This is a genomic window from Luedemannella helvata, assembly GCF_039528415.1.
GTDB lineage: Bacteria > Actinomycetota > Actinomycetes > Mycobacteriales > Micromonosporaceae > Luedemannella > Luedemannella helvata.
In genome coordinates, this window is record NZ_BAAALS010000009.1 from 136,651 (window position 1) to 162,969 (window position 26,319).

The 26,319-nt window shown below is 73.0% G+C and carries 27 protein-coding genes and 1 riboswitch; of the genes, 11 read left to right on the forward strand and 16 right to left on the reverse strand.

Features of this window, described 5'->3' with window-relative positions; translation table 11 throughout:
- The first annotated feature begins 13 nt into the window (after positions 1-13).
- On the forward strand, positions 14-268 hold the full coding sequence (locus ABD191_RS11625; protein WP_344079988.1) for a hypothetical protein: 255 nt from the start codon (positions 14-16) through the stop codon (positions 266-268).
- Here ABD191_RS11625 and ABD191_RS11630 read toward each other — a convergent pair.
- The 4 genes from ABD191_RS11630 to ABD191_RS11645 form a co-directional block, all read right to left on the reverse strand.
- The gene (locus ABD191_RS11630; RefSeq protein ID WP_344079991.1) at positions 265-1,221 is read right to left on the reverse strand and encodes an NAD(P)-dependent alcohol dehydrogenase; all 957 of its coding nucleotides are present in this window, start codon (positions 1,219-1,221) and stop codon (positions 265-267) included. The genes ABD191_RS11625 and ABD191_RS11630 overlap by 4 nt on opposite strands.
- Positions 1,218-1,451: a helix-turn-helix transcriptional regulator gene (locus ABD191_RS11635; RefSeq protein ID WP_344079994.1), complete on the reverse strand. Its 234-nt coding sequence runs from the start codon at positions 1,449-1,451 to the stop codon at positions 1,218-1,220. Before ABD191_RS11635 ends, ABD191_RS11630 begins: the two co-directional genes overlap by 4 nt.
- Positions 1,445-1,876: a hypothetical protein gene (locus ABD191_RS11640; RefSeq protein WP_344079997.1), complete on the reverse strand. Its 432-nt coding sequence runs from the start codon at positions 1,874-1,876 to the stop codon at positions 1,445-1,447. The genes ABD191_RS11635 and ABD191_RS11640 overlap by 7 nt, the downstream gene beginning before the upstream one ends.
- 117 nt (positions 1,877-1,993) lie before the next feature.
- Positions 1,994-2,779, reverse strand: coding sequence for a lysophospholipid acyltransferase family protein (locus ABD191_RS11645; RefSeq protein WP_344080000.1), 786 nt, complete (start codon positions 2,777-2,779; stop codon positions 1,994-1,996).
- Positions 2,780-2,926: 147 nt separating this feature from the next.
- On the opposite strand from ABD191_RS11645, the gene ABD191_RS11650 reads away from it, so the two are divergent.
- Both ABD191_RS11650 and cydB read left to right on the forward strand, forming a co-directional pair.
- Positions 2,927-4,330 (forward strand): cytochrome ubiquinol oxidase subunit I, encoded by a 1,404-nt coding sequence (locus tag ABD191_RS11650; protein WP_344080003.1) that lies wholly within the window; start codon positions 2,927-2,929, stop codon positions 4,328-4,330.
- Between the two features lie 9 nt (positions 4,331-4,339).
- On the forward strand, positions 4,340-5,338 hold the full coding sequence (gene cydB / locus ABD191_RS11655) for a cytochrome d ubiquinol oxidase subunit II (RefSeq protein WP_344080006.1): 999 nt from the start codon (positions 4,340-4,342) through the stop codon (positions 5,336-5,338).
- A 341-nt stretch (positions 5,339-5,679) separates the two neighbouring features.
- On the opposite strand, the gene ABD191_RS11660 is transcribed toward cydB, so the two are convergent.
- From ABD191_RS11660 to ABD191_RS11685, 6 genes are all read right to left on the reverse strand, one after another.
- On the reverse strand, positions 5,680-6,795 hold the full coding sequence (locus ABD191_RS11660; RefSeq protein WP_344080009.1) for a 3-deoxy-7-phosphoheptulonate synthase: 1,116 nt from the start codon (positions 6,793-6,795) through the stop codon (positions 5,680-5,682).
- Positions 6,796-7,024: 229 nt separating this feature from the next.
- The gene (locus ABD191_RS11665) at positions 7,025-7,789 is read right to left on the reverse strand and encodes a hypothetical protein (RefSeq protein ID WP_344080182.1); all 765 of its coding nucleotides are present in this window, start codon (positions 7,787-7,789) and stop codon (positions 7,025-7,027) included.
- A gap of 88 nt (positions 7,790-7,877) precedes the next feature.
- A complete protein-coding gene (locus ABD191_RS11670; protein WP_344080012.1) occupies positions 7,878-8,351 on the reverse strand; it encodes a peroxiredoxin in 474 nt (157 codons plus the stop codon).
- Positions 8,352-8,391: 40 nt separating this feature from the next.
- A complete protein-coding gene (locus ABD191_RS11675) occupies positions 8,392-9,219 on the reverse strand; it encodes a pentapeptide repeat-containing protein (protein ID WP_344080015.1) in 828 nt (275 codons plus the stop codon).
- A gap of 110 nt (positions 9,220-9,329) precedes the next feature.
- Positions 9,330-10,298: a LacI family DNA-binding transcriptional regulator gene (locus ABD191_RS11680; RefSeq protein WP_344080018.1), complete on the reverse strand. Its 969-nt coding sequence runs from the start codon at positions 10,296-10,298 to the stop codon at positions 9,330-9,332.
- A gap of 52 nt (positions 10,299-10,350) precedes the next feature.
- The gene (locus ABD191_RS11685) at positions 10,351-11,109 is read right to left on the reverse strand and encodes a Clp protease N-terminal domain-containing protein (RefSeq protein ID WP_425560703.1); all 759 of its coding nucleotides are present in this window, start codon (positions 11,107-11,109) and stop codon (positions 10,351-10,353) included.
- A 53-nt stretch (positions 11,110-11,162) separates the two neighbouring features.
- Between ABD191_RS11685 and ABD191_RS11690 the strand changes: the two genes are divergently transcribed.
- Both ABD191_RS11690 and ABD191_RS11695 read left to right on the forward strand, forming a co-directional pair.
- Positions 11,163-11,648, forward strand: coding sequence for a GNAT family N-acetyltransferase (locus tag ABD191_RS11690; protein WP_344080024.1), 486 nt, complete (start codon positions 11,163-11,165; stop codon positions 11,646-11,648).
- A 34-nt stretch (positions 11,649-11,682) separates the two neighbouring features.
- Entirely contained in the window at positions 11,683-12,333 is a 651-nt protein-coding gene (locus ABD191_RS11695) for a class I SAM-dependent methyltransferase (protein ID WP_425560704.1), read from the forward strand.
- A 1-nt stretch (position 12,334) separates the two neighbouring features.
- Here ABD191_RS11695 and ABD191_RS11700 read toward each other — a convergent pair whose 3' ends face one another.
- Positions 12,335-13,534 carry an FAD-dependent oxidoreductase gene (locus ABD191_RS11700; protein WP_344080188.1) on the reverse strand — a complete coding sequence of 400 codons (1,200 nt, stop codon included), beginning with the start codon at positions 13,532-13,534 and terminating at the stop codon, positions 12,335-12,337.
- A gap of 42 nt (positions 13,535-13,576) precedes the next feature.
- Here ABD191_RS11700 and ABD191_RS11705 point away from each other — a divergent pair, with 42 nt between their 5' ends.
- Together ABD191_RS11705 and ABD191_RS11710 are read left to right on the forward strand one after the other, a co-directional pair.
- Complete coding sequence (locus ABD191_RS11705; RefSeq protein ID WP_344080027.1) at positions 13,577-13,993, forward strand: protein-tyrosine phosphatase family protein; 417 nt, start codon at positions 13,577-13,579, stop codon at positions 13,991-13,993.
- A gap of 354 nt (positions 13,994-14,347) precedes the next feature.
- Positions 14,348-15,379: an alpha/beta hydrolase family protein gene (locus ABD191_RS11710; protein WP_344080030.1), complete on the forward strand. Its 1,032-nt coding sequence runs from the start codon at positions 14,348-14,350 to the stop codon at positions 15,377-15,379.
- Positions 15,380-15,410: 31 nt separating this feature from the next.
- On the opposite strand, the gene ABD191_RS11715 is transcribed toward ABD191_RS11710, so the two are convergent.
- From ABD191_RS11715 to ABD191_RS11725, 3 genes are read right to left on the reverse strand one after another with little or no spacing between them, the layout of a single operon-like run.
- Positions 15,411-16,325: a hypothetical protein gene (locus ABD191_RS11715; protein ID WP_344080033.1), complete on the reverse strand. Its 915-nt coding sequence runs from the start codon at positions 16,323-16,325 to the stop codon at positions 15,411-15,413.
- Between the two features lie 12 nt (positions 16,326-16,337).
- Positions 16,338-16,907, reverse strand: a complete 570-nt coding sequence (locus ABD191_RS11720) for a hypothetical protein (RefSeq protein WP_344080035.1) — start codon at positions 16,905-16,907, stop codon at positions 16,338-16,340.
- Positions 16,908-16,952: 45 nt separating this feature from the next.
- Positions 16,953-17,747, reverse strand: a complete 795-nt coding sequence (locus ABD191_RS11725; RefSeq protein ID WP_344080038.1) for a class I SAM-dependent methyltransferase — start codon at positions 17,745-17,747, stop codon at positions 16,953-16,955.
- A gap of 120 nt (positions 17,748-17,867) precedes the next feature.
- Here ABD191_RS11725 and ABD191_RS11730 point away from each other — a divergent pair, with 120 nt between their 5' ends.
- From ABD191_RS11730 to ABD191_RS11745, 4 genes are all read left to right on the forward strand, one after another.
- Complete coding sequence (locus ABD191_RS11730; protein ID WP_344080041.1) at positions 17,868-19,379, forward strand: IucA/IucC family protein; 1,512 nt, start codon at positions 17,868-17,870, stop codon at positions 19,377-19,379.
- Positions 19,380-19,425: 46 nt separating this feature from the next.
- Positions 19,426-21,165: an IucA/IucC family protein gene (locus ABD191_RS11735; protein ID WP_344080044.1), complete on the forward strand. Its 1,740-nt coding sequence runs from the start codon at positions 19,426-19,428 to the stop codon at positions 21,163-21,165.
- On the forward strand, positions 21,162-22,322 hold the full coding sequence (locus ABD191_RS11740) for an alanine racemase (RefSeq protein ID WP_344080047.1): 1,161 nt from the start codon (positions 21,162-21,164) through the stop codon (positions 22,320-22,322). Before ABD191_RS11735 ends, ABD191_RS11740 begins: the two co-directional genes overlap by 4 nt.
- A gap of 215 nt (positions 22,323-22,537) precedes the next feature.
- Complete coding sequence (locus ABD191_RS11745; RefSeq protein WP_344080052.1) at positions 22,538-22,744, forward strand: DUF5999 family protein; 207 nt, start codon at positions 22,538-22,540, stop codon at positions 22,742-22,744.
- A gap of 57 nt (positions 22,745-22,801) precedes the next feature.
- Here ABD191_RS11745 and gcvP read toward each other — a convergent pair whose 3' ends face one another.
- Both gcvP and ABD191_RS11755 read right to left on the reverse strand, forming a co-directional pair.
- On the reverse strand, positions 22,802-25,603 hold the full coding sequence (gene gcvP / locus ABD191_RS11750) for an aminomethyl-transferring glycine dehydrogenase (RefSeq protein ID WP_344080059.1): 2,802 nt from the start codon (positions 25,601-25,603) through the stop codon (positions 22,802-22,804).
- A gap of 74 nt (positions 25,604-25,677) precedes the next feature.
- A riboswitch (glycine riboswitch) is annotated at positions 25,678-25,782 on the reverse strand.
- 103 nt (positions 25,783-25,885) lie between these two features.
- On the reverse strand, positions 25,886-26,233 hold the full coding sequence (locus ABD191_RS11755) for a hypothetical protein (RefSeq protein ID WP_344080062.1): 348 nt from the start codon (positions 26,231-26,233) through the stop codon (positions 25,886-25,888).
- Positions 26,234-26,319 lie beyond the last annotated feature (86 nt).

A 26,319-nucleotide genomic window follows, 5' to 3' on the forward strand; every position in this document is an offset into this window, starting at 1 on the left:
GTAGTCGGCCGTCATGACTGACAACGACGCGGTACTGGTGGGCGGGCCGGGCGACGGCACGACGTTCGAGGCCGAGGGGGCCGGCCTGGTGGAACTCGAATACGAGGAGATGGTCCACCGCTACATCCCGACCACGCAGGCCCGCGAGGGCATGGCGGTCTACACCTACGACGGTGTGGTCGATCCGGGCGGGGCATCGGACGGCGCGGAGGACGCGCAGGACCGGATGGCCTCGCCACTGGCCCGCGACATGGAGGACCGCGGCTAGGCGACCGCGATGACGAGCTTTCCGGGCGCGTTGCCCGCGGCCAGGTCGCCGATCGCGGCGGGGGCCTCCGCCAGGGGGTACGTGCGTCCGACGGCGGGCCGCACCGCGCCGGCCTCGATGAGGTCGCGCAGCGCGTCCAGGTCGGCGGAGCGGGTCAGCACGATCGGCGCGCTCAGCCGCTGACGCGTGAACGGGTTGATCAACCGGAGGGCCAGTGGCCGGCCGAGCAGCCCGCCGAACCACCGGTCGCCGCCCTCGCCGCCGACGAGGACGAGGCGGCCGCGCTCGGCGAGCAGGTGGCGCAGCTGGGCCAGCGGCCGGTTGCCGGCGATGTCGATGATCAGGTCGTACGTGCCGGTGAGCGGTTCGCGCGTGTAGTCGATGACCGCCCCAGCGCCCAGGGACCGGACCAGATCGGCCTTGGCGGTGCTGCACACACCGGTGACGTGGGCGCCGGCGGCGACCGCGAGTTGCGTGGCGAAGCTGCCCACCCCGCCGCCGGCGCCGATGACGAGCACCTTCTCACCGGCGGCGACCCGCCCGACCGCGCGCAGCGCGGTCACGCCCGACACGGGCACGGCGGCCGCCTCGGTGAAGCTGAGGTTGGCGGGCTTGCGGGCGAGCTTCGCCGGGCGGGCGAGCGCGAACTGGGCGTACGTTCCGGTCGCCGCGCCGTACACCTCGTCGCCGGGACGGAACGCGGTCACGTTGGCGCCGACGGACTCCACGACCCCGGCGACGTCCATGCCGGGTACCCGGTGGCGGGGCCGGCGCAGGCCGAAGCCGAGACGGCCGACGAGCGGCAGCCCGGTCATGATGTGCCACACACCGTAGTCGACGCCGGCCGCGCGCACCCGGATGAGCACGTCGTCGGCGCCGGGTCGCGGGGTCTCGACCTCGTCGAGGCGCAGCACCTCCGGCGGTCCGTACTCGTCCTGGACGATCGCTTTCATGAGGGGTCTCCTTCGGTGTCGGGGTACTGGAAGACGTCGTCGAGCCCGACCCCGAACACCCGGGCGATGCGGAACGCCATTTCCAGCGAGGGGGAGTAGCGACCCTGTTCGATCGCGATGATGGTCTGGCGGGTGACGCCGACCCGGTCGGCCAGGTCGGCCTGGGTCATCTCGTCGTGCGCGAACCGCAGGGCACGGATCGCGTTGGTGACCCGCGTCGGCTTCACCACGTCTGGAAGCCGCCCTTGCGGTACGCCGCGATCTTGGCGATGGAGCTGAGCACCGAGGACAGCACGAACGCCAGGTAGACGGCGTTGGCGATCCAGAAGTAGCGCAGCTCGGCCATGGCCATGACCATGGCGGCGAGCCCGCCCATGACGACGAACGACTGCCCGATGCGCTCACTGACCTGGTTGATCTCACGGTCGCGCTCGTCCGTACGGTCGGCGCCGTGCCCGCCCGCGATGGCCATCGCGATGTGCGCCACGATCGTGACGATGATGGCGCCGCCGATGGTCCACAGCAGGGCGCCCACGTAGGCGACCTCCGCGAGCGGGCCCTCTCCGGCCCGGCGCAGCAGGGTCGCGGCATAGATCGCGTAGGCGCCCACGGTGACCACGATCATCACCCAGGCGCGCTTCTCCTCGAAGGCCACGTCCGGCTCCTCATGTAAAACAAAGCTGACACACCAAATGTAAAGCGGTGCCGACACCGTGTCAAAGTTTATTTACACACTCGCCCGCGGCCGACCTCGCCGCGTGCGTACGGAACTTCAGGCCGTATGCCCGCGCCGCGGAGGGTGGCGCACCCGCGCCGTACTCAAGGGCCTGGTCGGGTCGACGTGGCGCGGCAGGCGAAGCTCGCCGGCGCGCAGCGGCGTGAGCGCGGCCGTGATCGCGTCCATGATCCGGTCGGAGGCGCGCTGGGCGGCCCCGACACCGCCCAACTTCAGGTCAGACAGGTCGACCGGCTCACCGAAGTGCACCCGCACGACGGGCCGCCGGAAGATCGCGGTGAACGCGGTACGGGCCATGGCGCCCGCCCCGTGGTAGGCGATCACCTCGTGCGTTCCCCACACCGCCACGGGCACCACCGGCGCGCCGGTGGCCAGGGCCATGCGGGCCAGGCCGGTCTTGGGGCGTTCGGGCCACATCGCGGGGTCGAGCCCGATGCGGCCCTCGGGGTAGATGAACACGACCGACCCCTGCCGCAGCGCCTCGGTGGCGTGGGCGACCGCGTCGCCGACGTTGGCGCGGCCCCGGTACACGGGGATGTGGCCGCTGGCCCGCATCACGTGCCCGACGACCGGGGGAGCGAACAGCCCGCCGGTGGCCATCATGCGCGGCGCGATCCGCCGCCTGGCGCACGCGGCCACGTGCACGAACGGGTCGAAGTTGCCGATGTGGTTGCCGGCCAGGACCATCGGCCCGGCGCGCAGGGCGTCCGGCACGTCGCCGGTGACCCGCAACCGGCACAGCAGCGGGATGGCCAGGCTGGCCAGGCGCAACAGCAGCCGCCAGATGAGCGGGGGCACCCAACGGGACTGAGGACTCTGCATCGGGGGCCGTTCTGCCGTGTCGGGGTCCGGGTCGGAGGCGATCTCATGGTCGCCGGGCGCAGACATTACCGGGGTCACGGTGCACCACAGTGACCGGCGCGATACGTTGTATGCCTACACGTTTAAATTGGACATCGGACTAGGGGCATGGACGCACTAGACATTGCGCGGTGGCAGTTCGGCATCACGACCGTGTACCACTTCCTGTTCGTACCGCTGACGATCGGCCTGTCGTTCATCGTCGCCGCACTACAGACGGCCTGGGTGCGTACCGGCAACGAGAAGTGGCTCAGGCTCACCAAGTTCTACGGCAAGCTGTTCCTGATCAACTTCGCCATGGGCGTGGTCACCGGCATCGTGCAGGAGTTCCAGTTCGGCATGAACTGGAGCACGTACTCCCGCTTCGTCGGCGACATCTTCGGCGCCCCGCTGGCTATCGAGGCCCTGGTCGCCTTCTTCCTGGAGTCCACGTTCCTCGGCCTGTGGATCTTCGGCTGGGACCGGCTGCCCAAACGCATCCACCTCGCGTGCATCTGGGCCGCCGCGATCGGCACCCTGCTCAGCGCCTACTTCATCCTGGCCGCCAACTCGTTCATGCAGAACCCGGTCGGGTTCACCTACAACGAAGAGCGGGGCCGCGCCGAACTCACCGACTTCATGGCCGTCCTCACCAACAAGGTCACCCTCGTCACGTTCCCGCACACCATCGCGGCCGCGTTCATGACCGCCGGCGCACTCGTGGCCGCCGTCGCCGTATGGCACCTCATCCGCCGCCCCGGCGTGGACACCGCCCCGTTCCGCTCCGCCCTCAAGATCGGCGCGTGGACCACGATCGTCGGCCTGGCCGCCGTCGCCATCAGCGGCGACGTCCAAGGCAAGATCATGACCGAGGTGCAGCCCATGAAGATGGCGGCCGCCGAGGCCCTCTACACGAACGAACAGCCGGCCTCGTTCTCCATCCTCACCATCGGCACCCTCGACGGCAGCGAGGAAGTCTGGGCCATCAAGATCCCGCACGTGCTGTCGTTCCTGGCCACCGGCACCTGGAACGGCGAGGTCCGCGGCATCAACGACCTGCAGAAGGAGTACCAGCTCACCTACGGCCCCGGCGATTACAAACCCAACATCCCGGTCGCGTACTGGAGCTTCCGCCTCATGATCGGCTTCGGGATTCTCGCCGCCCTGGTCGCGCTGTGGGCTCTGTGGGCCATCCGCCGCGGCCGCGCGCCCACCTCCAAGCTGCTGCTCTGGTCGGCCATCGCCCTGCCGATCATGCCGCTGGCGGCCAACTCCTTCGGCTGGATCTTCACCGAGATGGGCCGCCAACCCTGGATCGTGTTCAGCCAGCTCCTCACCGCCTCCGGCGTGTCACCCGGCACCACCACCGGCGAGGTCATCACCTCGCTGACCCTGTTCACCCTGCTCTACGGCGGCCTCGCCGTCGTCGAGGTGGGCCTGCTGCTGCACTTCATCCGCAAGGGCCTGCCCGACGTCTCCGCCCCGCCCGTCGACGAAGAGGGCGAGGACCGCCCCCTCGCCTTCGCCTACTAGGAGCCGACCGTGGAGCTGACCACCATCTGGTTCGTCCTCATCGCCGTCCTCTGGATCGGGTACTTCGTCCTCGAGGGCTTCGACTTCGGCGTCGGCATCCTGCTCGGCGTCCTCGGCCGCGGCGAGAAGGAACGCCGCGTGCTCATCAACACCATCGGACCCGTCTGGGACGGCAACGAGGTGTGGGTCCTCACCGCCGGCGGGGCCACCTTCGCCGCGTTCCCCGAGTGGTACGCCACCCTGTTCTCCGGCTTCTACCTGCCGCTGCTGCTCATCCTCGCCGCGCTCATCATCCGGGGCGTCGCCTTCGAGTACCGCGGCAAGCGCGACGACCCGCGCTGGAAGCGCCGCTGGGACTGGTGCATCATCGTCGGCTCGTTCCTGCCGGCTGTGCTGTGGGGCGTCGCGTTCGCCAACATCCTGCGCGGCGTGCCGATCAACGCCGAGTTCGAATACGTCGGCGGGTTCTTCAACCTGCTCAACCCGTACGCGCTGCTCGGCGGCCTGACCACCCTCGCCCTGTTCGTCACCCACGGGGCCATCTTCCTGGCCCTCAAGACCAGGGGAGAGGTCCGCGATCGCGCCAACGCGCTGGCCGGCCGCGTCGGCCTCGTCGCCGCCGTGCTGGCCGTGGCCTTCCTGGTCTGGACCCTGGCGCAGCGCAGCAGCCCGGCCGCCGTCGTGCTCGCCGTCGTCGCGGCCCTCGCCCTGGTCGGCGGCCTGCTCGCCAACCGGGTACGCCGCGAAGGCTGGGCGTTCCTGGGTACCGCAGCGGCCATCGCGCTCGCGGTCGCGTGCCTGTTCGCCGCCCTCTACCCGAACGTCATGCCGTCGACGATCTCCGACGCGAACAGCCTGACCATCGACAACGCCTCATCCACCGCGTACACCCTGAAGATCATGACCTGGGTGGCGGTCGTCTTCACCCCGATCGTCCTGATCTACCAGGGCTGGACGTACTGGGTCTTCCGCAAGCGCCTCGGCACCGCCGACATCCCGGAAACGTAACCCCACCCGCCCCGCCCCATCTCCGAAATTGGCCTTAGGTACGCATCGCCGCACGCAGTTGCGTACCTAAGGCCAATCTCGCGCGCTGAGTGGGCGGGTCGCGGCGAGTGGGCAGTGGGGTGCTCAGCGGGACGGCTGGCCCTCGCCCGGGCAGGGTTTGGCGGTGTCGTCCGCGAGGTGCGGCGGCGTCGGGGAACCCGCGTTCACGTGAACCCGGGCCTCACATACGGGACATCTGCTCATCACATCGATAGCCATATCGACGACATACCCTCCGCCGGGAGGTGGGTAACCCCCGTGATCGGTGCCCCCGGCGTCCCGGCGCCGGGGGCACCGACGAATCACGCGCCGGCCGTCGCCCGGCGCTCGCGGACACTGTCCGCGAGCGCGTCCAGCACACCGGACGTGGTGTCCCAACCCATGCACGCGTCGGTGACGCTCTGCCCGTACGTCATGTCGGGGCCGATCTCCTGCCGGCCCGGCACCAGGAAACTTTCGAGCATGACCCCGCCGATGCCCGCCTGCCCGCCCGCCACCTGCTCGGCGACCTCGGCCGCCACGACCGCCTGACGCACGTGGTCCTTGCCGCTGTTGGCGTGGCTCGCGTCGATCACCAGCCGCTGCACCAGGCCGTGCTTCTCCAGCAGCTTCAACGCGTCGGCCACATCACCGTCGCCGTAGTTGGGGCCCCGGGTGCCACCGCGCAGGATCACGTGACAGTCCGGGTTGCCGGTCGTCGTGACGATCGCCGCCCGCCCGGCGTCGTCGATGCCGAAGAACACGTGGTTGCTCCGCGCGGCCCGGCTGGCGTCCACCGCGACCTGCACGTCGCCGTCGGTGGCGTTCTTGAAGCCCACCGGCATCGACAGGCCCGACGCCAACTGCCGGTGCACCTGGCTCTCCGTGGTCCGCGCCCCGATCGCCCCCCACGTCACCGTGTCCGCGATGTACTGCGGGCTGGTCGGGTCCAGGAACTCACAACCCACCGGCAGCCCGATGTCGAGAATGTCCAGCAGCAACTGCCGCGCCGTGCGCAGGCCCCGGTGGATGTCGTAGGTGCCGTCCAGCCCCGGGTCGTTGATCAGACCCTTCCAGCCCAGCGTGGTACGCGGCTTCTCGAAGTACACCCGCATCACCACGACCAGCTCGTCACGGTTGTCGTCGGCGAACGCCTTGAGCCGCCGCGCGTAGTCCAGCGCCGCGGCCGGGTCGTGCACCGAACACGGGCCGACCACCACGAGCAGGCGGTCGTCCTCACCGGCCATGACGCGGCGCACCGCGTCGCGGGAGTCGCGCACCAGCGCGGCACGGCGCTCACCCAGCGGCAGCTCCTCGAGCAGCTCGCGCGGGGAGATCAGCGGCTGGAAGCCGGACACGTGCAGGTCGCTGGTCTGGCCGGCAGACCCGGCGCCGGTATCGTTGCCGGTCGCGTCGGCCTGAGCGGGTTGTGTGGTCATCTCGGGCACCTGTCCTTTTGTGGCAGGCCGCCCGTCTTGTCCCAGGCCAGCCCGCCGGTTCACATGACAAAGGGCAGGGAGTCATCTCCCTGCCCTGCTGGCTCTGGTTCGGTGTCGGTCAGCGCATGCGACCGTCGGCTCCGACCAGAGCCAACGTAAAGCGCCAATACCGGTGAACCACGTCCGACACAGTACCGTCTCCAGCCCGATCCGCCAAACCGGCGGCGTGTCAACGCGTGTTCAGATCGGCGAGCTTCGCCTCGACCTCCGCCAACTCCGCCCGCAACCGCTGCGCCTGATGCTCCGCCTCGGCCCGCTCCGCGGCCAGGATCTGCTCCACGGCCTCGTGCACAGCCGGCACGTCGAGCAGCGCCACCATCTTCAGCGCCTCCGTGGGCCGGATCACATAGGGCTTCGCGACCGCCTTCGTGCCCTGGTTGGCCCCGACGGTCCACTCGCCCTCCGCGTACGCCAAGGTGACCGTGAGCGCCGGGATCGGCTTGGGCTTGGCCGCCTTGACGGCCTTGCGGGCGGCCGGCTTCGCCTCGGCGCCCTGCTCCGGCACGTCGGCGCCCTTGGCGAGGGCGGCCGGCTCGGCGGTGGTGGTCTGGGCCACGGTCTCCTCCTGGCGGGGGGCCGGCACCGGGGCCGGCTTCGAGTCACGGGTGATCATGAACGGTGGGGGAGCCTGCTCCGGCTCGAACTCCGGCGCCGCCGACCGGGCCGCGCCACGCTGCGCCTTGGGCGGGATCGCCAGGTCGGCGGGGGAGAAGGGCAGCTCGTCGCGGCCGAACCGGACCACCACCCACTCGTCGGACACCTCCGGGTCGGTCAGCTCGACGATCTGCCCCGTCTGGCCGGCGATCTGGCCGGCGTTCTCCGTGAACACCACCTTGGGCTTGCGGCCGTTGGCGAGCGTGTCGCGGATCGTCTCGAGCTCCTGCGTGGACAGTCCCGAGCCTTGGGAGCGGGCCGGGCTGCGGGTGGCCGCCATGGGGCCCTCCTTTTCGTACACCTGTTTGATTGTGTCTTTGTATCAGGAAGCGGCGACATTTTCGAACGGGCGCGCCGCCCAGGGGAGGCTACGACGCGCGCCCACGCAGGACCGCGAGGGCCCCGTCGGCGTGCGCGGCCATGTTCAACTCACTATCCAGGACGCCCAGGATCGCGCGGTCCGTGCCGATCACGAACGTCAGCCGGCGCATGCTCAGCGGCCCCAACGGAATCCGCCGCCGCACCCCGAACCGGTCGGCGACCACCCCGTCCACGTCAGACAGCAGCGGATAGTCGAAGCCGTACCGGTCGGAGAACCGCTTCTGCCGCTCGACGCTGTCGCGGCTGATGCCCACCCGCACCGCGCCCAACTCGGCGAACTCCGTGGCCAGGTCGCGGAAGTGACAGCTCTCGGCGGTGCAGCCACGCGTCATCGCGGCGGGGTAGAAGAACAGCACCACCGGCCCGGTGGCGAGGAACTCAGACAGCCGCCGCGGCGTACCCGTCTGGTCGGGCAGCTCGAAGTCGTCCACCACGTCGCCGACCGCGAGCCTGCGCGCCATCGCCGTCCGCCCTCCATCCGCGACCTTCCCGACCGGAAGACTACGCGCGCCAGTGAGCCGGGCGGGCCAGGGCCGCCGGCAGGACGGTCCGCGCGTCCCCCCGCGCGGACGTCAGCTGCGACTGCACCAGGAACAGCGCGTCGCTCACATTGGCCCCGCGCAGGTCCGCACCCCGCAGATCCGCTCCGGTCACATCGGCCAGCCGCAGGTCGGCCCGGCGCAGGTCCGCACCGACGAGCACCGCGCCGCGCAGGTTCGCCCCGCGCAGGTCCTGACCGGCCAGCCGGGCACCGACCAGACTCGCGCCCCGGTGGTCGCGCCGACGGCTCGGCACCGCCGAGCGCGCCAGCTCGCTGGCCCGCGACAGCAGCGGGTTCACGGCGGCGCGGCGCTCGCCGACGTCCACCGCGAGGAGGGCCTCCGGCGGCGCCGCGGTGAGCCGGTCGAGCTCCTCGACGGCCGCGCGCAGGTCGCCATGCACCGGCGCGGCGGCGTCGAGGCCGAGCGCCTCCGTCGCGTAGTACAGCAGCTCGTGCAGGTCACGCATGACGGCGAACACCGCGAACATCTGCCCGGCCGTGTGCGGCGCCGCCCGCCAGTCACGACCGTCGTAGGTGACCTGGGCGACCTGCTGGCCGGCGCCGAAGCAGTCATAGACGACGCAGCCGGGAAAGCCGTGGCCGCGCAGGTCGGCGTGGATGTCGCAGCGGAACCCGTCGCCGAGGTTGGCGCAGGGCGTGCCGGCCGGCTTGGTGGCCGCGAAGTCCGCGGACGCGACGAACGCCGGCGCCACGCAGCACAACCCGAAGCACCGCGCACAATCCGCCCGCAGCCGCGCGTCGCCCACGAACCCTCCCGCCGTCAACATCAATCGTGAACCAGTGTGGTGCCTGTGGACGCACATCTGGTTCAGAACCCACAATCACGCATCCAGGACCGCCGACGTCGATAATCGACATTATGTCAAGTTGAGCGTTATCAGGCGCTGCGGCGTAGCACCAGGTGGGAGTCGAAGAGGCGGTCCTCCGCCCGGCCCGGGCGTCCCGCGAGCACCGTCTGCACGGCGTACTCGACGATGCTTTCCACCGGGTGCGTGGCCGTGGTCAACGGCGGCCAACCCACCTCGGCGTACGGGATGTCGTCGAAGCCGACGACCGCGACCGCGCCGGGCACGTCGATCCCCCGCTCCCCGAGCAGCGACAGCACGCCGAGCGCGAGGGTGTCGGAGACGGCGTAGATGGCGTCCGTCTCCGGCCAGGTGGCCAGCAGCCGGGCGGCGCCCTCGCGCCCACTGGTGGCGGAGAAGTCGCTGTAGACGATGCGGGCCGGCAGCCCGAGCGACGCCATGACCTCCGAGTAGGCGCGCCGGGCGCGGGCCGTGCACGGCATCCACTCCGGTCCGCCGATCATGGCGATCTCGCGGTGCCCCGTCGCGTACAGGTAGTCCGTGATCTTCCGGGCCGCTCCCCCGTTGTCGACATCGACGGACGGCACGATGTCGCTGCCCACGCCGATGGACACGGCCCGTCCGGTGAGCGCTCTCGGTACGGACTTGAGCAGCGCGTACGTCGTGTTGAACAGGATGACCCCGCACACGGTGCGGTCGGTGGCGAGGTCGGCGAGCGGGTCGGGTGCCCCGATCGGCAGGACCCGGACGCTGACGCCGACCCCGGCGGCGTTGGCGGCCTGGGTCGCGGCGGTCACCGCCCGCCCCAGATAGAGATCAACCGCGAGTACGGGCTGGGGCGAGACGATGCCGAGCACGATGCGGTCGCCGCGCCCGCTGGCCAGCGCCCGGGCGAGGGCGTTGGGCACGTAGCCGAGGTCGGCCGCGGCACGGGTCACCCGGTCGCGGGCGGAGTCGGACACGGACGCGGACCCGGCGAGCACCCGCGAGGCTGTGGCGCGGGAGGTGCCCGCCCGGCGCGCGACGTCTTCGATGGTCACGGACCGGCTCATGGATTAGATAATCCGCACGCGCACCTATCCGCGCCACCGGCTACTCGGTGCGTTGTGCCTCGGCGGCGATCGTGTCGAGGTTGCCGGCCAGATTCCGGTACGCGTCGAGGACGGTGTCGACGTCGGTGACGACCCGGGTCTTGTCGACGCCGAGGCCGCTGAGCAGGCCGTCGCCGGCTTCGAGTTCGAGCAGGGCGAGCAGGATGTGTTCGGTGCCGACGTAGTTGTGCCCGAGGCGCAGTGACTCGCGGAAGGTAAGTTCCAGGACCTTCTGCGCGTTGGCGTCGTACGGGATGGCGTCGGGTACGTCCGCCGCGCGCGGGGGCAGCGTGGCGGTGGCGGCCTCGCGCAGGGCCTCGACGGTGACGCCCTGGGCGGCGAGGACCCTGATGGCGAGGGAGTCGGGTTCGGCGGTGAGGCCGAGGACGAGGTGGGCGGTGCCGATGGTGGCGTTGCCGGCGGTGCGGGCCTCGTCCTGGGCGGCGAAGGCGACGTGGCGGGCCCGGTCGGTGAACCGGCCGAAGCCCTGGCTGGCGTCGGTGTCGGCCTTGGGTACGAAGCGTTTCTGGGCGGCCTGCTTGGTGACGCCCATGCTGCGGCCGATGTCGGTCCAGGAGGCGCCGGAGCGGCGGGCCTGGTCGACGAAGTGGCCGACGAGGTGGTCGGCGACGTCGCCGAGGTGTTCGGCGACGACGACGGCGCCGGAGAGCTGGTCGAGGACGTCGGGGTGGGACTTCTTGATCCCCTGGATGAGGTCATCGAGGCGGATCTGCGCGGTGTCTGCCATACCGTCAACCATAGGTTGACGAACCGCCACCGTCAACCCCGAGTTGACGCGGTACGGTGTGCCGCATGCTGACCCGACCCGCGACGAACACCGACCTGCCCGCCGCACTGGATGTGTGGCGGCTGGCCAACGCCGCCCGCGGGAAGCACGTGAGCCCGGCGCGGATCGCCGACGTGTCCGCGAAGCTGCGCGCCGCGGACAGCCTCGTCGCCGTGACCGTCGATGTCGACGAGGTGGTCGCGATGGCGGTCGGTGTGCCGGCCCGCGAGGACGACGGCGACGGCGCGCCCGTGCCCGGTCTGTGTCACGTCGCGATGGTGTTCGTGCGCCCCGACCGGTGGGGCCGGGGTGTCGGCGGGGCGGTGCTGCGCGGCCTGGCGGACACGGCCGCCGCGACCGGCTACACGCGCCTGCAACTGTGGACCGGCGAGAGCAACGTCCGCGCCCAGCGCCTGTACCTGCGCCACGGGTTCACCGCCACCGGCCGGGTCACGCGGCACAACGGTGAGGCCATCGGCCACTACACCGCCGACCTACCCCTGGGCGGCTGAGGCCGGCGTGAGCGGGGCAGTAGCGTGCGGGGGCGTGGGTACGACACTGGCCGCCGGCGACTTCGTCCGCGCGCACACCACCCTGCGTACGGTCGACGGGCTGCCGTCCATCAGCCTCCACCAGGCCGATGACGCGATCGACCTGTGGGAGACCACCGAGGCCCACCAGGGGATAACGGGCACGCCGCCGCCGTTCTGGGCGTTCGCGTGGGCCGGCGGCCACGGCCTGGCCCGCTACGTGCTGGAGCACCCGCACCTGGTGGCCGGCCGGGCCGTCCTGGACGTGGCCTCCGGATCCGGCCTGGTCGCGGTGGCCGCCGCCGCGGCGGGCGCGGCCACCGTCGTGGCCAACGAGATCGACGCGTACGCGGCGGCGGCGATCGCGCTCAACGCGGACGCGAACGGGGTGCGGGTCGACGTGGTGCACGGTGACCTGCTCGACGGGGACGGCGGCGGCGCGGACGTGGTGTTCGCCGGGGACGTGTTCTACTCCCGGGCCATGTCCGAGCGGTTCCTGGCCTTTCTCGAACGCGCCCGGGACCGGGGCGCGCGGGTGCTGGTGGGCGACCCGGGGCGGGCGTACCTGCCGCGCGAGCGGTTCACCCGGGTGGCCGACTACCGGGTGCCGGTGGACCGGGCCCTGGAGGACGCGGACACGAAGGCCGTGACCGTCTGGCGGGTGTGAGTCAGCCGGGCGGGGCGTGTTCGGGGCGCAGGCCCGTGCCGATGAACCGGGCCGGGACCCGGCGCAGGGCCGGCACCCGGCGCATGAGCTTGAGGAAGAACGGGGCCGGGATGGGCTCGGTGGAGCCGAGCACCGGCGCCAGGATGCCGCGCTGCAGGACCCGCTGCACGAGCTGGGTACCGGCGGTCGGCAAGCGGCGGCGCCGGCGTACGGCGGCCAGGTCGCGTTCACGCAGCCGCCCGGCCGTCAGGGGCGGCAGCAGGATCCGGGCGGCGGCCACCGCGTCCTGCACGGCGAGGTTGATGCCGACCCCGCCGATCGGGGACATGGCGTGGGCGGCGTCGCCGATGAGCAGCACGCCCGGCGCGTGCCAGGTGTTGAGGCGGTTGACCCGCACGGTCAGCATGGCGATCTGGTCCCAGGAGGTGACCTCGCCGATGCGGTCGGCGAACATCGGGGTGATCGCGGCGACGGAGTCGCGCCACGCGGGCAGCCCTCGCGCGACCACGGCGTCGTAGCCGCCCTTGGGGATGACGTAGGCGATCTGCCAGTAATCCCCCCGGTCGATGAGGATCATCAGCCGGCCGGCGGCGACCTTCAGGTCCAGGCCGGAGCCGTCCGTCTCGCGCCGGGGCAGCCGGAACCACAGGACGTCCATCGGTGCCCCGTACTCGCGGGGTTGCCACCCGAGCTCGCGGCGTACCGCGGAATGGCGCCCGTCGGCGGCGACGGTGAGCCGCGCGCGGACCTCGACCCGCTCGTCGCCGTGGCGCGCCACGACCCCGCGCACGACACCGTCCTCGCACAACAGCCCGGTGACCTCGCGCTCGCGCAGCAACGTGAACGTCGGGTGGTCGGCGGCGGCGTCCGCGATCATCTCCAGGAAGTCCCACTGCGGGACGAACATGATGTACGGGTGGGGCATGCGCAGCCCGCGGAAGCTGGCCACCTCGTAGACGCCGTCGGCGAACGCCGCGCGCAGGTCGTAGACCTTGCGGTGCGGCAGCGCCTCGGCGCGCTCCCCCAGGCCCAGCTCGTCGAGCAGGGTGAGCGTGGACGGGTGCACGGTGTCGCCGCGGAAGTCCCGCAGGAACGTGGGATGCTTCTCCAGCACGGTCACGCGGATGCCGCCGCGCGCGAGCAGCAGGGCGTGCACGAGGCCCGCCGGGCCGCCCCCGACGACGCAGACATCGGTCTCGATAGCCACGCCTCCCATTGAACACGTCGCGCCATAATCGAACGGATGACCGGCACACCATGGGATGACGACGCGGGGGTCCTGACGCTGCCCAGCGGGGTACGCGTGCGCGGGCGCCGGGTGCGCGACACCGTCTGCCCGGCGGACTTCGCCCTGTTGCTGGCACCCGGGCCGGTCCCGGTGTGGGCGTACCGGCGCGTCGACTGGCCGGACTTCCGTACCCCCCGCGACACAGCGGACGCCGTCGCCGCGCTGCGTGAGGCGCACCGGCGCGCGCACGCGGGCGAACGGGTCGAGGTGGCCTGCGGCGGCGGGGTCGGGCGCACCGGCACCGCCCTGTCGGCGCTGGCGATCCTCGACGGCCTGGCCGCGCCCGCGGCGGTGACCTGGGTCCGCACCCACTACCACCGCCGCGCGGTGGAAACCCCCTGGCAACGCCGCTGGCTACGCCACGTCACATAACCCACCCGCTCCCCTCCCCACCCCGCGCTCCCCGCCTCCACTCCGCGCCTCGCGCTCCGCGTTTTACGCGCCACGTTCCGCGCGCCACGTTCCGCGCGCCACGTTCCGCGCCGCGCGCCGCGTTCCGCCCGACGTTTGGGCGGTTTCGCGTGTCAAACCGGCCTGTGATTTCACGCGGAATCGACCAAACGTCGGGCGGAGGGGCGGGGCGGGCCCTTCGCGCCGGGGGCTGGGCGGGGCGGGCCCTTAGCGGCGGGGCGGGTGGGCGGGGCGGGGCGGCCTTGCGGGCGGGTGGCGGTGTGGGGTGGGCGTGGGTGGTGGGCAGAGGGCGGGGCGGGCGGCCATACTCGGCGGATGTCTGTCGCACGCCGGTTCCCCCTGCTCGGCCGGCTTGTCGTGGGGGTGCTGATCGGCGGGTTGGTGGGCGGGTGCTCCGCCGGAGGGGGGCCGGCCGCGGCGCCGCCGCAGGGCGCCGCGCCGGGTTCGCCGACGGTCGCCGGCGGGGCGGCGGGTACGACCCGGCCGTCGGCGGACGCGGCGCCCGCCCGGCCGTCGCCGGTAGCGCCGACGGCGGCGCCCGCGCGCTCGTTCGCCGTGGGCGTCCGGAAGATCACCGTGGTACGCGAGGGACGGCGCCTGCCGACGACACTGTGGTACCCGGCGACCGGGGCCACCGGCGGTGCCGCGCGCTCCGGCGTGCCCGTCGCGGCGGGCCGGTTCCCGATCGTGGTGTTCAGCCACGGGCTGCGGGGCCTGCCGGACTACTACGCCGCCCTGACGACGCGGTGGGCGGCGGCCGGTTTCGTGGTGGCCGCCCCGGCGTACCCGGGGACGAACGCGCACGCCGACCCGTTCGACGTGACCGATGTGGGCCAGCAGCCACTGGACGCGGCCGCCGTGATCAGCAAGGTGCGCGGCCTGGACACGAAGTTGGGCGACCCGTTGCGCGGGCGCCTGGCCACCGGGCGGGTCGGGGCGGCGGGCCATTCGGCGGGCGGGTTCACGACGCTGGGCATGCTGTCGGCGCCCACCCGCGACGAGCGCGTCGACGCGGCGATCGTGATCGCCGGCGCGTCGCTGGGCGGTACGTTCGCGGGACCGGCCGCGTCGGTGCTGTTCGTGCACGGGTCCGACGACGGCACGGTGGCTCTGTCGGGGGCGCGTACGGCGTACCAGAAGTTGTCCTGGCCTAAGGGGTTTCTGACGCTGACCGGCCAGGGTCACGGGGACTACCTGCGTCCGGGCAACCGCGGCTTCGATCAGGTGAACGCCACGACGACGGACTTCTGGCGGGCCACCCTCTACGGTGACGCGGCCGCCCGCCGCCGCCTGCCGGCGAACGCGCGCAAGAGCGGTGTCTCGACATACGACAGCAGCCGCCTCTAGGAGGCAGCTGCTGTCGTTCCCCTGGGGAGGGTCAACCGGCGAGGATCTTGTCGAGCAGGTCGCGGTAGCGACGGACCGCGACGCGGAAGATCTCGGTGTCGTCGCCCTCGGTGGACTGCCACGCGTCGAGTTCCTGGCGCTGGCGGGCCAGGGCGGCGGTGAACGCGTCGACGGCCTCGCCGACCAGGGTGCCGGCCTCGGCGGCCGCGCCGCGCGGGTCGTCGACGAAGCGCAGCTGCACGTCGCGCCACCGGTCGCGGAACGCCTGCCCGTCCTGGTCCTGCCAGCCGGCGAACGCCGGCTCCGAGGTGACCGCGCCGGGCACCAGCTCGGCCGGGGTGTCGACCGGGGCCGCGGCGGCGGGCTCGTCGACCGGCACGGGGCCGTCGCCGGTGGCCGGGACGGTGTCGTAGGCGCCGGCCGGCTGGGCGTCCGGGTCGGCGTCGACGTGCCCGTCCGGGGTGAACGGGGCGTCCGCGGCGGCGCGCGCGTCGCGCTCGTCGGCCAGGTCGTCGTCCACGTCGTCATCGAGATCGTCGTCGGTGACGTCGGTCGGCTCGTCGACGGTGTCGTCGTCATCGTCGGCCGCGTTGTCGAACGTGGTCGCCGCGTCGGGGCCGTCGGGGCCGGGGGCGTCGGGGGTGTCGTCGTCGGTGGTCTCGTCGACGTCGTCGTCCGGGTCGTGCACCAGGTGGCCGTCCGGGTCGTCGACGCGCTCGTCGGTGTCCGTCACCTCGTGGCCGTCGGGCTGGGTGACCCGCCCATCGGTGTCCGCGAGGCGACCGTCGTGGTCGGTGACGATCGTGTCGGCGGTCGTGGGGTCCTCGGGGCGCCCGTCGCGGTCGTACTCGTCGACGACGTCTCCGTCGACGACCCGACGGTCGCCGTCGCGCAGCTCCTCGTCGCGGACCTCGGCGTCGGAACGGGTGTCGTGCTTGAAGATCATGGGGTGGGCTCCTTAACGGGTGGACGGGGTGGTTTCGGTGGGGTCGCCGGCGAGCTGGAGGGGTTCGCCGCCGATGAGGTCGGAGATGACGGTGCGGTAGTGCACGATCGCCTGGCGCAGCTGCTCGGTGGTCGCCTGCTCGGTGGCGGCGACACCGGTCGCGGTGCGGTAGTCCTCGATGCGGCCGGCGTGCTCGACGCTGAGCAGGGCGACCCGCTCGTCCACGTCGGACTCGGGGTAGCCGCGCTCGGTGAGCAGGTCGGCGACGAGGGCGTCCGCGTCGGCGACGGCGGCCTGCGGCTCGTCGAGGAAGCGGGCCTGGATGTCGGCCCACCGGCTGGCGTAGCGGTCGCGGGCCTCGTCGTCGAGGGTCCGCAGCGACAGGGCGGCGTGGCGGCGGCGACGTTCGCGCAGCTCACGCTCGGCCTCGACGCGACCGCCGCGCTCGGCGACGAGCCGGTCGTACTCGGGGCCGAACTGTCGGCGCAGTGACCAACGGGTCGCCGTCAGCACACCGGCGATGACCGCGGCCACGACGACGAGAACAACAATGACGGTGATCACGATCTGGGTGGCTGTCATGGCACGTTCCTCCTTCGTGGAGGTAGTGCCCACGAGCGCTTGAGCTCACACCCTGCGTAACACCACGACGTACTCGCTGCGCGCCGCGTCGAGGCGGCCGAGGCTGGCGCGGCGCACGAGCCGTTCGGCGGCGCGCCAGCGGTTGCCGGTCAGGCGGATGCGTTCGCGGAACGCGACCTGCTTGGCGTCCTCGAAGTACCCCTCGAAGACGGGTACGAGGCCGCGGGCGCCGGACCGGCCGACGAGCGCGGCGGGGGCGATGGCGCGGCGCAGGGTTGTCGGGTACGGGCCGTGGCCGGGGCGCCCGGCCTGCGGGTGGCCGAGCACGTGCCGGCGGAACCACACGTGGAACGCGTGCGGGGTGGCCTTGGTGACCAGGGCCTTGAGACTGTGCAGGTTGGGTACGGCGATGACGACGAGCCCGCCGGGCGCGATCCAGGTGGCGAAGCGGTCGACGAGGGCGGCCGGGTCGGGCACGTGTTCGAGCACGTACCAGCAGGTGATGAGGTCGAAGCTGGCGGCGGGCGCGGCGTAGGCGGCCAGGTCGGCCACGACCCGTTCGTCGAGGCGGGGGTTGCGCGACATGGCGAGGTCGTCGGTGTCGACGCCGATGACGTACGCGTCGGATGGCACGTCGAACCGGGTGCGCTTGCCGGCGCCGGCCTCGAGGACGCGTGGGTGCGCCCGGCGCTCCAGCGTGTCGGTGACGACCTGCTGGACGGCGTGGTGGGCGTCGGCCGGGGTGGTGAAGTGGCGGCGGGGCGCCGGCCCGGGGTGGCTGCGTGTGGCGGGGCGCCCGGCGGAGATGACGCGACCGGTAGATCGGCCTAACTCTGACATAGCGCGATTATCTGGCAATTAGCGTTAAACACTCTGACGCGCCACGCGTGCCGCGCCCGGCGGGGCGTGATCGAAACGACTAGCCTGAGACGTCAGGGCAACGATTGGGGAGGTCGACGGGTGCCTGAACAGCTCACGGCCGCGCCGCGGCCGGCGGCCCCGGTCGACGACGTCCCACAGCACCTGCGCGCGGCCTACACCGCCGCCCTGCCGGGCGCCCGCGCGAGCGTGCTCGCCCGCCTGTGGGGCGCCCTGAACCGCGAGAACGTGCCCGGTCTGGACCACGCCCGCCTGTCCGGCGACCCGGCCGCCGCGCGGGCGTTCGCGGTGGCGCAGCCCGGGCTGGCCGTCGAGGTGGCCGGCGTGGCCCATACCGACCCGGCCGCCGCGCTGCGGGCCCTGCGCCTGCCCGGCGCCGTCGACCGGCTGGCCACCGAGCTGGACAACAGCGTGCACAACCTCGCGCTGGCCCGCGCCAACCGACCGGCGCGGCCGTCGCCGCGCACCACCGACCTGGCCACGGTCGAACAGCTGGTCGTCGACGGGCATCCGCTGCACCCGTGCTGCCGCACCCGGCTGGGCATGACCACCGCCGAGGTCCTCGCGTACGCCCCGGAGCACCTCCCCACGGTCGCCCTCGTCGAGGTGGCCGTGCCGGCGAGCCGCTGGCTGTCCACGGGCGCCGGCCTGCCACCCCGCCTGCTGCTGCACCCCTGGCAGGCGCGCCATACCGCCGGGGCGTACCCGTGGCTCACCCCCACCGGCCGGACCGTGCCCGCCCGGCCGCTGATGTCGCTGCGCACCCTGGCCCTGGTGGACGACCCGACGATCCATGTGAAGACGGCCGTGGACGTGCAGATGACCAGCGCCGTACGCATCGTGTCGCCGGCCGCCGTGCACAACGGCCCCGTCATGTCGGCCCTGCTGGCCCGGCTGACCGCCGCGATGCCCACCCTCGACGTCCTGCCCGAGACCGCCGCCGGCGCGGTGCTCGTCGACGGCGAACCCCAGCGCGGCCTGTCGTACGTGGTACGCCGGTTCCCCGCCCTGCCCCCCGGCGAGGTCGCCGTGCCGCTGGCGGCGCTGGCCGCCCCGTCGCCGGCCGACGGCCGTCCGCTGCTGCGCGACGTCGTCGCCCCGCACGACCCGGCCCGGTTCCTCGCCGACCTGCTCGACATCGCCTGCCCACCCCTGTTCGCCCTCCTCGACCGGGGTGTGGCCCTGGAGGCGCACGGGCAGAACACCCTCGTGGTGCTGCGTGACGGCCGACCGGTGCGCCTGCTCTACCGCGACGTCGGCGGGGTGCGGGTCAGCCCCGCCCGCCTCGGCGCGGCCATGCCCGAACTGCGCGGCGACCTCGTCACCGACGACGCCGACGAGCTGCGCACCAAGCTTGTCGCCGCGTTCCTCACCACGGTCGTCGGCGAGCTGATCGCGCTGCTCGCCCGCGAGTACGACCTGCCGACCGGGCCGCTGTGGGGCCGCGTCGCGGCGGCCGTACGCGCCGCCGGGGCGCCCGCGCAGGTGTGGCGCGACCCGCTGCCGATGAAAGCGATGACGACGATGCGCCTGGCGGCCGACCCGCTCGACGACGTGTGGACCCACGTGCCCAACCCCATGGCGGGCGCATGACCCCCCGGATGTCGCGGCGGCGCCGTGACGCGGCGCGGGTGCCGGCATGAGCAGCGCCACCGCGACCCGGCCGGCGCCGGCCACGACGGCGGACGCGGCCCACGCCGTGCGGCGCCAGTTGGCGGCCCTCTCCCCCGACCTGCACGAGCGGTTCCCGTCGAACCTGCCGCGCGCCATGGCCGTCGTGCGCGACCGGTTGCTCGCCGCCGCGTGGCGCGAGGGCCTGGCCGAACCGGATCCGCGCGCCGAACGGTTCGGGTTCGGTCGCGCGTTGATGCCGCTGTCACCCGAGGGCCCCGACCCGGCCCGCCTCGCGTACACCCTGGTGGACGGCGCGGACCGGGTGGCGGTCGAGCTGGCCGACGCCACCGCGAACCTGGCCGTCGCGTACGCGCGGCGCACCTGGTCGGACGCGGTGACCCGGCAGCGGGCCCGCGCGACCGGCGCCCGCGACAGCCTCGACCTGGCCGCGACGCTCGACGCGGACGGGCAGTGCGTGTTCTTCGAGCGGCTGGCCACGGAGGGCCACAACCTGCACCCGTGCGGGCGCACCCGGCTGGGCTGGGACGTGGCCGACGTGCTGCGCCACGACCTGGAGTCGCCCGGCACCGGCCTGGGCCTGGTGGCGGTGCGCCGCGACCTGCACCTGGGCGACGACATCGGCGAGACGCTCGCCGACGCGTACCCGGAACTGGCCCACCGGGTCGACCGGGCCCGCTACGCGGTCACCCCGGTGCACGCGTGGCAGCTCGACCGGCTGCTGCCCGCCCGCTACGCCGACCTGCTCGCCGACGGCGGGCTGGTGGTGTTGCCGGACGCCCGGCTGCCGGCGCTGCCGACGGCCGCGCTGCGCACGTTGCTGCTGCCGCCCGACCGGGCCGGCCAACGCCGCTACCTGAAGCTGTCGCTGGACATCCAGGTCACCTCGACGCGGCGCAGCATCTCGGTCGCGAGCACCCGCAACGGGCCGACGATCTCGGCGCTGCTGCGCACCCTGCTCGACGAGGACCCGGACGCGGCGCGGATCGTGCTGTTCGACGAGGTGGCCGGGTCGGCGATGGCGGCCGGCGGCGACCGCGAGCGTGACCTGGCCGCGATCGTGCGCACCGGCCTGACGGGACGGTTGGGCCCCGGCGAGGTCGCGATTCCCGGCATCGCCCTGTACTCCACGTCCCCGCTGACCGGGGCGAGCGTGGTCGCCGAGCTGGTCGACCGCTACGCCGTCACGCGCGGCCTGCGCCAGCGGGCCCAGGCCGCGCGGGGTTTCGTTGCCGAGTACGCGCGCCTGCTGCTGCCGGCGGCGTTGCGGCTGGCGACCCGGCACGGCATCGGGTTGGAGGCCCACCTGCAGAACTGCGTGCCGACGTTCGTGGGCGGGGTGCCGCACCGGCTGGCCCTGCGCGACTTCGCGGGCCTGCGGGTGCATCCGGCGCGCTTGGGTCGCCCGCTGCGCCTGTGGCCGGGTTCGGTCATCGAGGCCCCGGAGGTGACCACGATGCAGGCCAAGCTCGGGTACACGGCGCTGCAGGCGCACCTGGGCGAGGTCGTGCTGCGGCTGGTGCTGTCCCACGGCCTCGACGAGGGCGCGGCCTGGTCGGCGGTCCGCGACGTCATCGACGAGGTGTACGCGGACCTGGCGGGCGGCCCGTACGCGGCCGCGGCGGCGGCCGACCACGCGTTCCTGACCGCGCCGACGATGCCGCACAAGGCGCTGCTGCGCATGCGGCTGGACCCGGCCGGCGGCGACCGGTACGTGCCGGTCGACAACCCCCTGCACCGCGCGTGATCCCGGACCGCGTCCGCGACGCGCTGCTCGGCCTGCCCCGGCCGCGCTGCGCCTACGTGTACGACACCGCCGCCGCAATCGCGGCCGCCCGCTCGGTCCGGGCGGCCCTGCCGCCCGGAGGGCGCCTGCTGTACGCGGTGAAGGCCAACGGCCATCCCGCCCTGCTGGCCGCGCTGGCCGGCGAGGTGGACGGTTTCGAGGTGGCCTCGGGCGGCGAGCTGGACCTGGTGGCCGGCGCGGGCGGCGGCGAGGTGGCGTTCAGCGGCCCGGCGAAGACGGACGCGGAGCTGCTGTCCGCCGCGACGGCCGGGGTGACCGTGCACGTGGAGTCGCTACACGAGCTGCGCCGGCTGGCGGCCGTCGCGGACCCGGCCGTCGCGGGCCCGGCCGGGGTGCCGGTGGCGCTGCGGGTCAACCGGGCCTCCTCGGCCGTGTCGGGCAGCCACCAGATGACCGGCGTGGCGACCCCGTTCGGTCTCGACGAGGCCGACGTGCCCGACGCGGTCGCCCTGGCGCGCGCCGCGCCGGGCCTGCGGCTGATCGGGTTCCACCTGCACGCGGTGTCCAACAGCCTCGACGCGGCCGAGTACGGGCGCTTCGCCGTCGAGGCCGCCCGCTGGTCGGCACGCCAGGGCATCGACCTGCGGTACGTGAACCTGGGTGGTGGGCTGGGCGTGGACTACACCGGCGGTACGCGCCTGGACCTCGACGTCCTCGCGGCCGGGCTGGCGCGCGCGGCGGCCGAACTGCCCGGCGGCGCGTCGCTGGTGCTGGAGCCGGGCCGGTTCCTGGTCGCCGACGCCGGCTGGTACGCCGCCGAGGTGGTCGACGTGAAGGTCACCCACGGGCGCCGCTTCGCGGTCGTTCGCGGTGGCACGCACCATTTCCGGCTACCGGCCGCGTGGGGGTACAGCCACCCGTGCCAGGTGATCGCGGTCGACGAGTGGCCGCACCCGTACCCGCGCCCGGCCGCCGACGGGCCGGTGGACGTGGTCGGCGAGCTGTGCACCCCGCGGGACGTGCTGGCCCGCGACCAGGACCTCGGCGCGGTGCGGGCCGGGGACCTGATCGTGCTGGGCCGCGCCGGGGCGTACGGACGTGACATCTCACATCTGCAGTTCCTGCGCCACGACCCACCGCACGTTCAGGTGATCTGAAGTTTTCTTTCGGGAGCGCTCCCACTAACGGCCGAGTCGCATCGGCGGCGCGCCCTACCGGAAGTAGCCTTTTAGTCGGACTACATTCCTACGAAGGGTGGATTCTGCCGGCAAGCCGGGGTCACGTGCTCCGGTGTGCACCGCTTTTCGGAGTAGCGTGCATCACTGGTCAAGTGACCTAGGTAACAACCGTTCCACCCCGGAGCAGATCGACGATGCAACAGTGCAAGCACCAACCCCCATGCCCGGGCGCCGCCGCTGTGGACCACGACGCCGCCCGGATCATCGCTGCCTTCCCTGAGCAGGGATGGAGCCTCCTCTGCAACGGTGTCATCGTGTTCGAGGACACCGGTGAGCTGCTGCCCGACGGCAAGCTGGTGGCCCCCCACCGGGGCCCCGCCCGGCACGCGCTCATCGGCTGAACACGCGACACCACGGCAGGCCGAGCGCCCCGCACCGACGCGGGGCGGCCTGATCCTCTACTCGGCGAACGCCTCCGGCGGCGGGCACGCGCAGACCAGGTTCCGGTCTCCGTACGCGCCATCGACCCGCCGCACCGGTGCCCAGTACTTGCGTGCCGCGTCCACCCCGTCCGGGTAGGCCGCGACCGACCGCGGGTACGGGTGACGCCACTCGTCGGCGCTGACCGACACCGCCGTGTGCGGGGCGTTGACCAGCGGGTTGTCCCCGGCGGGCCACTCGCCGGCCGCCACCTTGTCGATCTCCGTGCGGATCGCGATCATCGCGTCGATGAAGCGGTCCAGCTCCGCCAGGTCCTCCGACTCCGTAGGCTCCACCATGAGCGTGCCCGCCACCGGGAACGACATCGTCGGGGCGTGGAAGCCGTAGTCGATGAGCCGCTTCGCGACATCCTCCACGCTGATCCCGCTGGCCCTGCTGATCGGCCGCAGGTCCAGGATGCACTCGTGCGCCACCAGGCCCTTCGCGCCCGTGTACAGCACCGGGTAGTGCTCACGCAGCCGTACGGCCACATAGTTGGCCGCCAGCACGGCCGCGCCGGTCGCGCGCACCAACCCGTCGGGGCCCATCAGCCGCAGGTACGCCCACGGGATCGGCAGGATGCCCGCCGACCCGTGCGGGGCCGCCGACACCGCGTGCCCGTCCCCGCGCAGCGGGTCGCCCGGCAGGAACTCCGCGAGGTGCGCGCGCACCGCGACCGGACCGACGCCGGGACCGCCGCCGCCGTGCGGGATGCAGAACGTCTTGTGCAGGTTCAGGTGCGACACGTCGGCGCCGAACGTGCCCGGCCGCGCGTACCCGACCAGGGCGTTGAGGTTCGCCCCGTCGACATACACCTGCCCGCCCGCGTCGTGGACCTTCGCGCACAGCTCGGCGATGCCGGTCTCGTACACGCCGTGCGTCGACGGGTACGTCACCATGATCGCGGCGAGGTCGTCGCGGTGGGCCTGCACCCGACGGTCCAGGTCGGCCATGTCGACGTTGCCGTCGGCGTCGCACGCCACCACGACGACCCGCATGCCCGCCATGACGGCCGAGGCCGCGTTCGTGCCGTGCGCGGACGACGGGATCAGGCACACGTCGCGGTGCGCCTCGCCCCGCGAACGGTGGTAGGACCGGATGGCCAGCAGCCCGGCCAGCTCACCCTGCGAGCCGGCGTTGGGCTGCACGCTCACCGCGTCGTACCCGGTCAGCTCCGCCAGCCACGTCTCCACATCGGCGACGAGCCGCTCGTACCCCCGGGTCTGGCTCCTGGGCGCGAAGGGGTGCACGTCGGCGAACTGCGGCCACGTCACCGGCTCCATCTCCGTGGTGGCGTTGAGCTTCATGGTGCACGACCCGAGCGGGATCATGCCGCGGTCCAGGGCGTAGTCCTTGTCCGCCAGCGAGCGCAGGTAGCGCAGCATCGCCGTCTCCGACCGGTACGCCGAGAACACCGGGTGGGTCAGGAACCCGCTCGTACGGGCCAGCGCCACCTCCCCGGCGACGTCGTCGACGCCGGCGACCCCGAACGCCGACCACACGGTCTGCAGGTGCGCGCGGGTGGTCGTCTCGTCGCAGGAGATGCCGACCCGGTCGTCGTCGACGTGCCACAGGTTCACCCCGGCCGCCTCGGCCGCGGCCACGACCTGCGCCGCCCGGCCGGGCACCACGGCCAGGACGGTGTCGAAGAAGTCGTCGTGCGCCACCTCGACACCCCCGGCGCGCAGCCCGGCCGCGAGGGTCGCCGCCCGGTCGTGGACCCGCGCGGCGATGGCGCGCAGCCCGTCCGGGCCGTGGTACACGGCGTACATGCTGGCCATGACGGCCAGCAGCACCTGCGCGGTGCAGATGTTGCTGGTCGCCTTCTCCCGGCGGATGTGCTGCTCGCGGGTCTGCAACGCCAGCCGGTACGCCGGTGCCCCGTCGGCGTCACGCGACACCCCAACCAGCCGGCCCGGCAGGGACCGCTCCAGCCCGGCGCGCACCGCCAGGTAGCCGGCGTGCGGGCCGCCGAACCCCATCGGGACCCCGAAGCGTTGGGCGCTGCCCACGGCGATGTCCGCCCCGATGTCGCCGGGGGCGCGCAGCAGGCACAGCGCCAGCAGGTCGGCGGCCACGCTCACCAGGGCCCCGGCCGCGTGCGCGGCGTCGATCACGCCCGTGTGGTCGCGCACGGCGCCGCTCGCGCCCGGGTACTGCAGGTGAATGCCGAAGTACGCCTCCGGCAGGTCGTCGGCCAGGTCGACGACGCGCACGTCGATGCCCAGCGGCTCGGCCCGGGTCGCGATCACGTTGATGGTCTGCGGCAGGGTGTCCGCGTCCACCACGTACACGTTGCTCGCGCTCCTGCTGGCGCGCCGGGCCAGGGTCATCGCCTCGGCCGCGGCCGTGCCCTCGTCGAGCATGGACGCGTTCGCCGTGGCCAGCCCCGTGAGGTCGGCCACGACGGTCTGGAAGTTCAGCAGCGCCTCCAGCCGCCCCTGCGAGATCTCCGGCTGGTACGGGGTGTAGGCCGTGTACCAGGCCGGGTTCTCCAGCACGTTGCGGCGGATGACGCCCGGGGTGTGGGTGCCGTAGTAACCCAGGCCGATCATGGAGACGGCGCTCGTGTTGGCGGCGGCGAGCTCGCGCAGCTCGGCGAGCACCTGCGCCTCGCTGGCGGCGCCCGGCAGGTCCAGGGCCCCGTGCCAGCGGATCACCTCGGGGATCGCGGCGTCCATCAGCTCCTCGACACCGCCGAAGCCGATGACGTCGAGCATGCGCCGTTGGGCGTCGGTGGTGGTGCCGATGTGACGGTCGGCGAACTCGGACGGCTTCACGGACTCTCCAGGCGGGGTGAGGTTGGCGTGTGGCCTTCCTCCCCCTCTGTCACGCCACGCGGCGCTTCAGACTGCCTGCCCGCACGGTCCGGGTGCCTGAGAGGTTCCGGGGAGGAATTGCCCCTTCGGCGCCGACCCGGGCCTTGATCACCCGCGCCGGACTCTCCCGTGTGGGTTTGTCGGCACCGGTCACGCTACCAGCGTCGGCGGTACGCCCGTAGGTCGCCGGCCGGGAGTGTTGGGGATCCCACAGGACCCCACGCCCGGCCGGCGACCGCGCGGTCAGTGCGCGGGAGTGACCTCGTCGGCGTAAAGCCGCAGGTCGTCCGGCTCCTCGACCAGCTTCTGCTGCGCCGTGGTCACGGCCTGACGGCCGACCGCGGTCGCCAGCCAGCCCAACGCCACACCCAGCGCCGCGGCGCCGGCGAGCCAGCCCCACCGGGGCTTGGGCTTCCTGCCGGCCAAGGCGTTCATCGCGGCGTCCGCACGCCGCTTGGCCTCCTTGGAACCGGCGCTGACCTTCTCACCGTACGACTTCGCCTTGTCACCGCCGGAGCTCGCCGCCGACGTGAGATTGCCCCACGCGTGGTCGACGAGACGCGACACCTCCTTGGTCCGCTTTCGGCTCATGGCCGCCTCCTCACCAGTCGCATCACTGTCCACCAGGGCGTTTACCCGTACTGTCAGCGGCCAAAACTCTCCACAGTGGGCCTGCC

Excerpts from the sequence above, each read along its gene's own strand:
- ABD191_RS11685 (WP_425560703.1), bottom strand. The coding sequence starts at position 11,109 with ATGGTTGACGGTATGGCAGACACCGCGCAGATCCGCCTCGATGACCTC.
- ABD191_RS11650 (WP_344080003.1), top strand. The coding sequence starts at position 2,927 with ATGGACGCACTAGACATTGCGCGGTGGCAGTTCGGCATCACGACCGTG.
- ABD191_RS11745 (WP_344080052.1), top strand. The coding sequence starts at position 22,538 with ATGCAACAGTGCAAGCACCAACCCCCATGCCCGGGCGCCGCCGCTGTG.
- ABD191_RS11645 (WP_344080000.1), bottom strand. The coding sequence starts at position 2,779 with ATGCAGAGTCCTCAGTCCCGTTGGGTGCCCCCGCTCATCTGGCGGCTG.
- ABD191_RS11705 (WP_344080027.1), top strand. The coding sequence starts at position 13,577 with ATGACCGGCACACCATGGGATGACGACGCGGGGGTCCTGACGCTGCCC.
- ABD191_RS11735 (WP_344080044.1), top strand. The coding sequence starts at position 19,426 with ATGAGCAGCGCCACCGCGACCCGGCCGGCGCCGGCCACGACGGCGGAC.
- ABD191_RS11670 (WP_344080012.1), bottom strand. The coding sequence starts at position 8,351 with ATGGCGCGCAGGCTCGCGGTCGGCGACGTGGTGGACGACTTCGAGCTG.
- ABD191_RS11725 (WP_344080038.1), bottom strand. The coding sequence starts at position 17,747 with ATGTCAGAGTTAGGCCGATCTACCGGTCGCGTCATCTCCGCCGGGCGC.
- ABD191_RS11690 (WP_344080024.1), top strand. The coding sequence starts at position 11,163 with ATGCTGACCCGACCCGCGACGAACACCGACCTGCCCGCCGCACTGGAT.
- ABD191_RS11720 (WP_344080035.1), bottom strand. The coding sequence starts at position 16,907 with ATGACAGCCACCCAGATCGTGATCACCGTCATTGTTGTTCTCGTCGTC.
- ABD191_RS11660 (WP_344080009.1), bottom strand. The coding sequence starts at position 6,795 with ATGACCACACAACCCGCTCAGGCCGACGCGACCGGCAACGATACCGGC.
- ABD191_RS11715 (WP_344080033.1), bottom strand. The coding sequence starts at position 16,325 with ATGATCTTCAAGCACGACACCCGTTCCGACGCCGAGGTCCGCGACGAG.
- ABD191_RS11625 (WP_344079988.1), top strand. The coding sequence starts at position 14 with ATGACTGACAACGACGCGGTACTGGTGGGCGGGCCGGGCGACGGCACG.
- ABD191_RS11710 (WP_344080030.1), top strand. The coding sequence starts at position 14,348 with ATGTCTGTCGCACGCCGGTTCCCCCTGCTCGGCCGGCTTGTCGTGGGG.
- ABD191_RS11630 (WP_344079991.1), bottom strand. The coding sequence starts at position 1,221 with ATGAAAGCGATCGTCCAGGACGAGTACGGACCGCCGGAGGTGCTGCGC.
- ABD191_RS11675 (WP_344080015.1), bottom strand. The coding sequence starts at position 9,219 with ATGTTGACGGCGGGAGGGTTCGTGGGCGACGCGCGGCTGCGGGCGGAT.
- ABD191_RS11665 (WP_344080182.1), bottom strand. The coding sequence starts at position 7,789 with ATGGCGGCCACCCGCAGCCCGGCCCGCTCCCAAGGCTCGGGACTGTCC.
- ABD191_RS11755 (WP_344080062.1), bottom strand. The coding sequence starts at position 26,233 with ATGAGCCGAAAGCGGACCAAGGAGGTGTCGCGTCTCGTCGACCACGCG.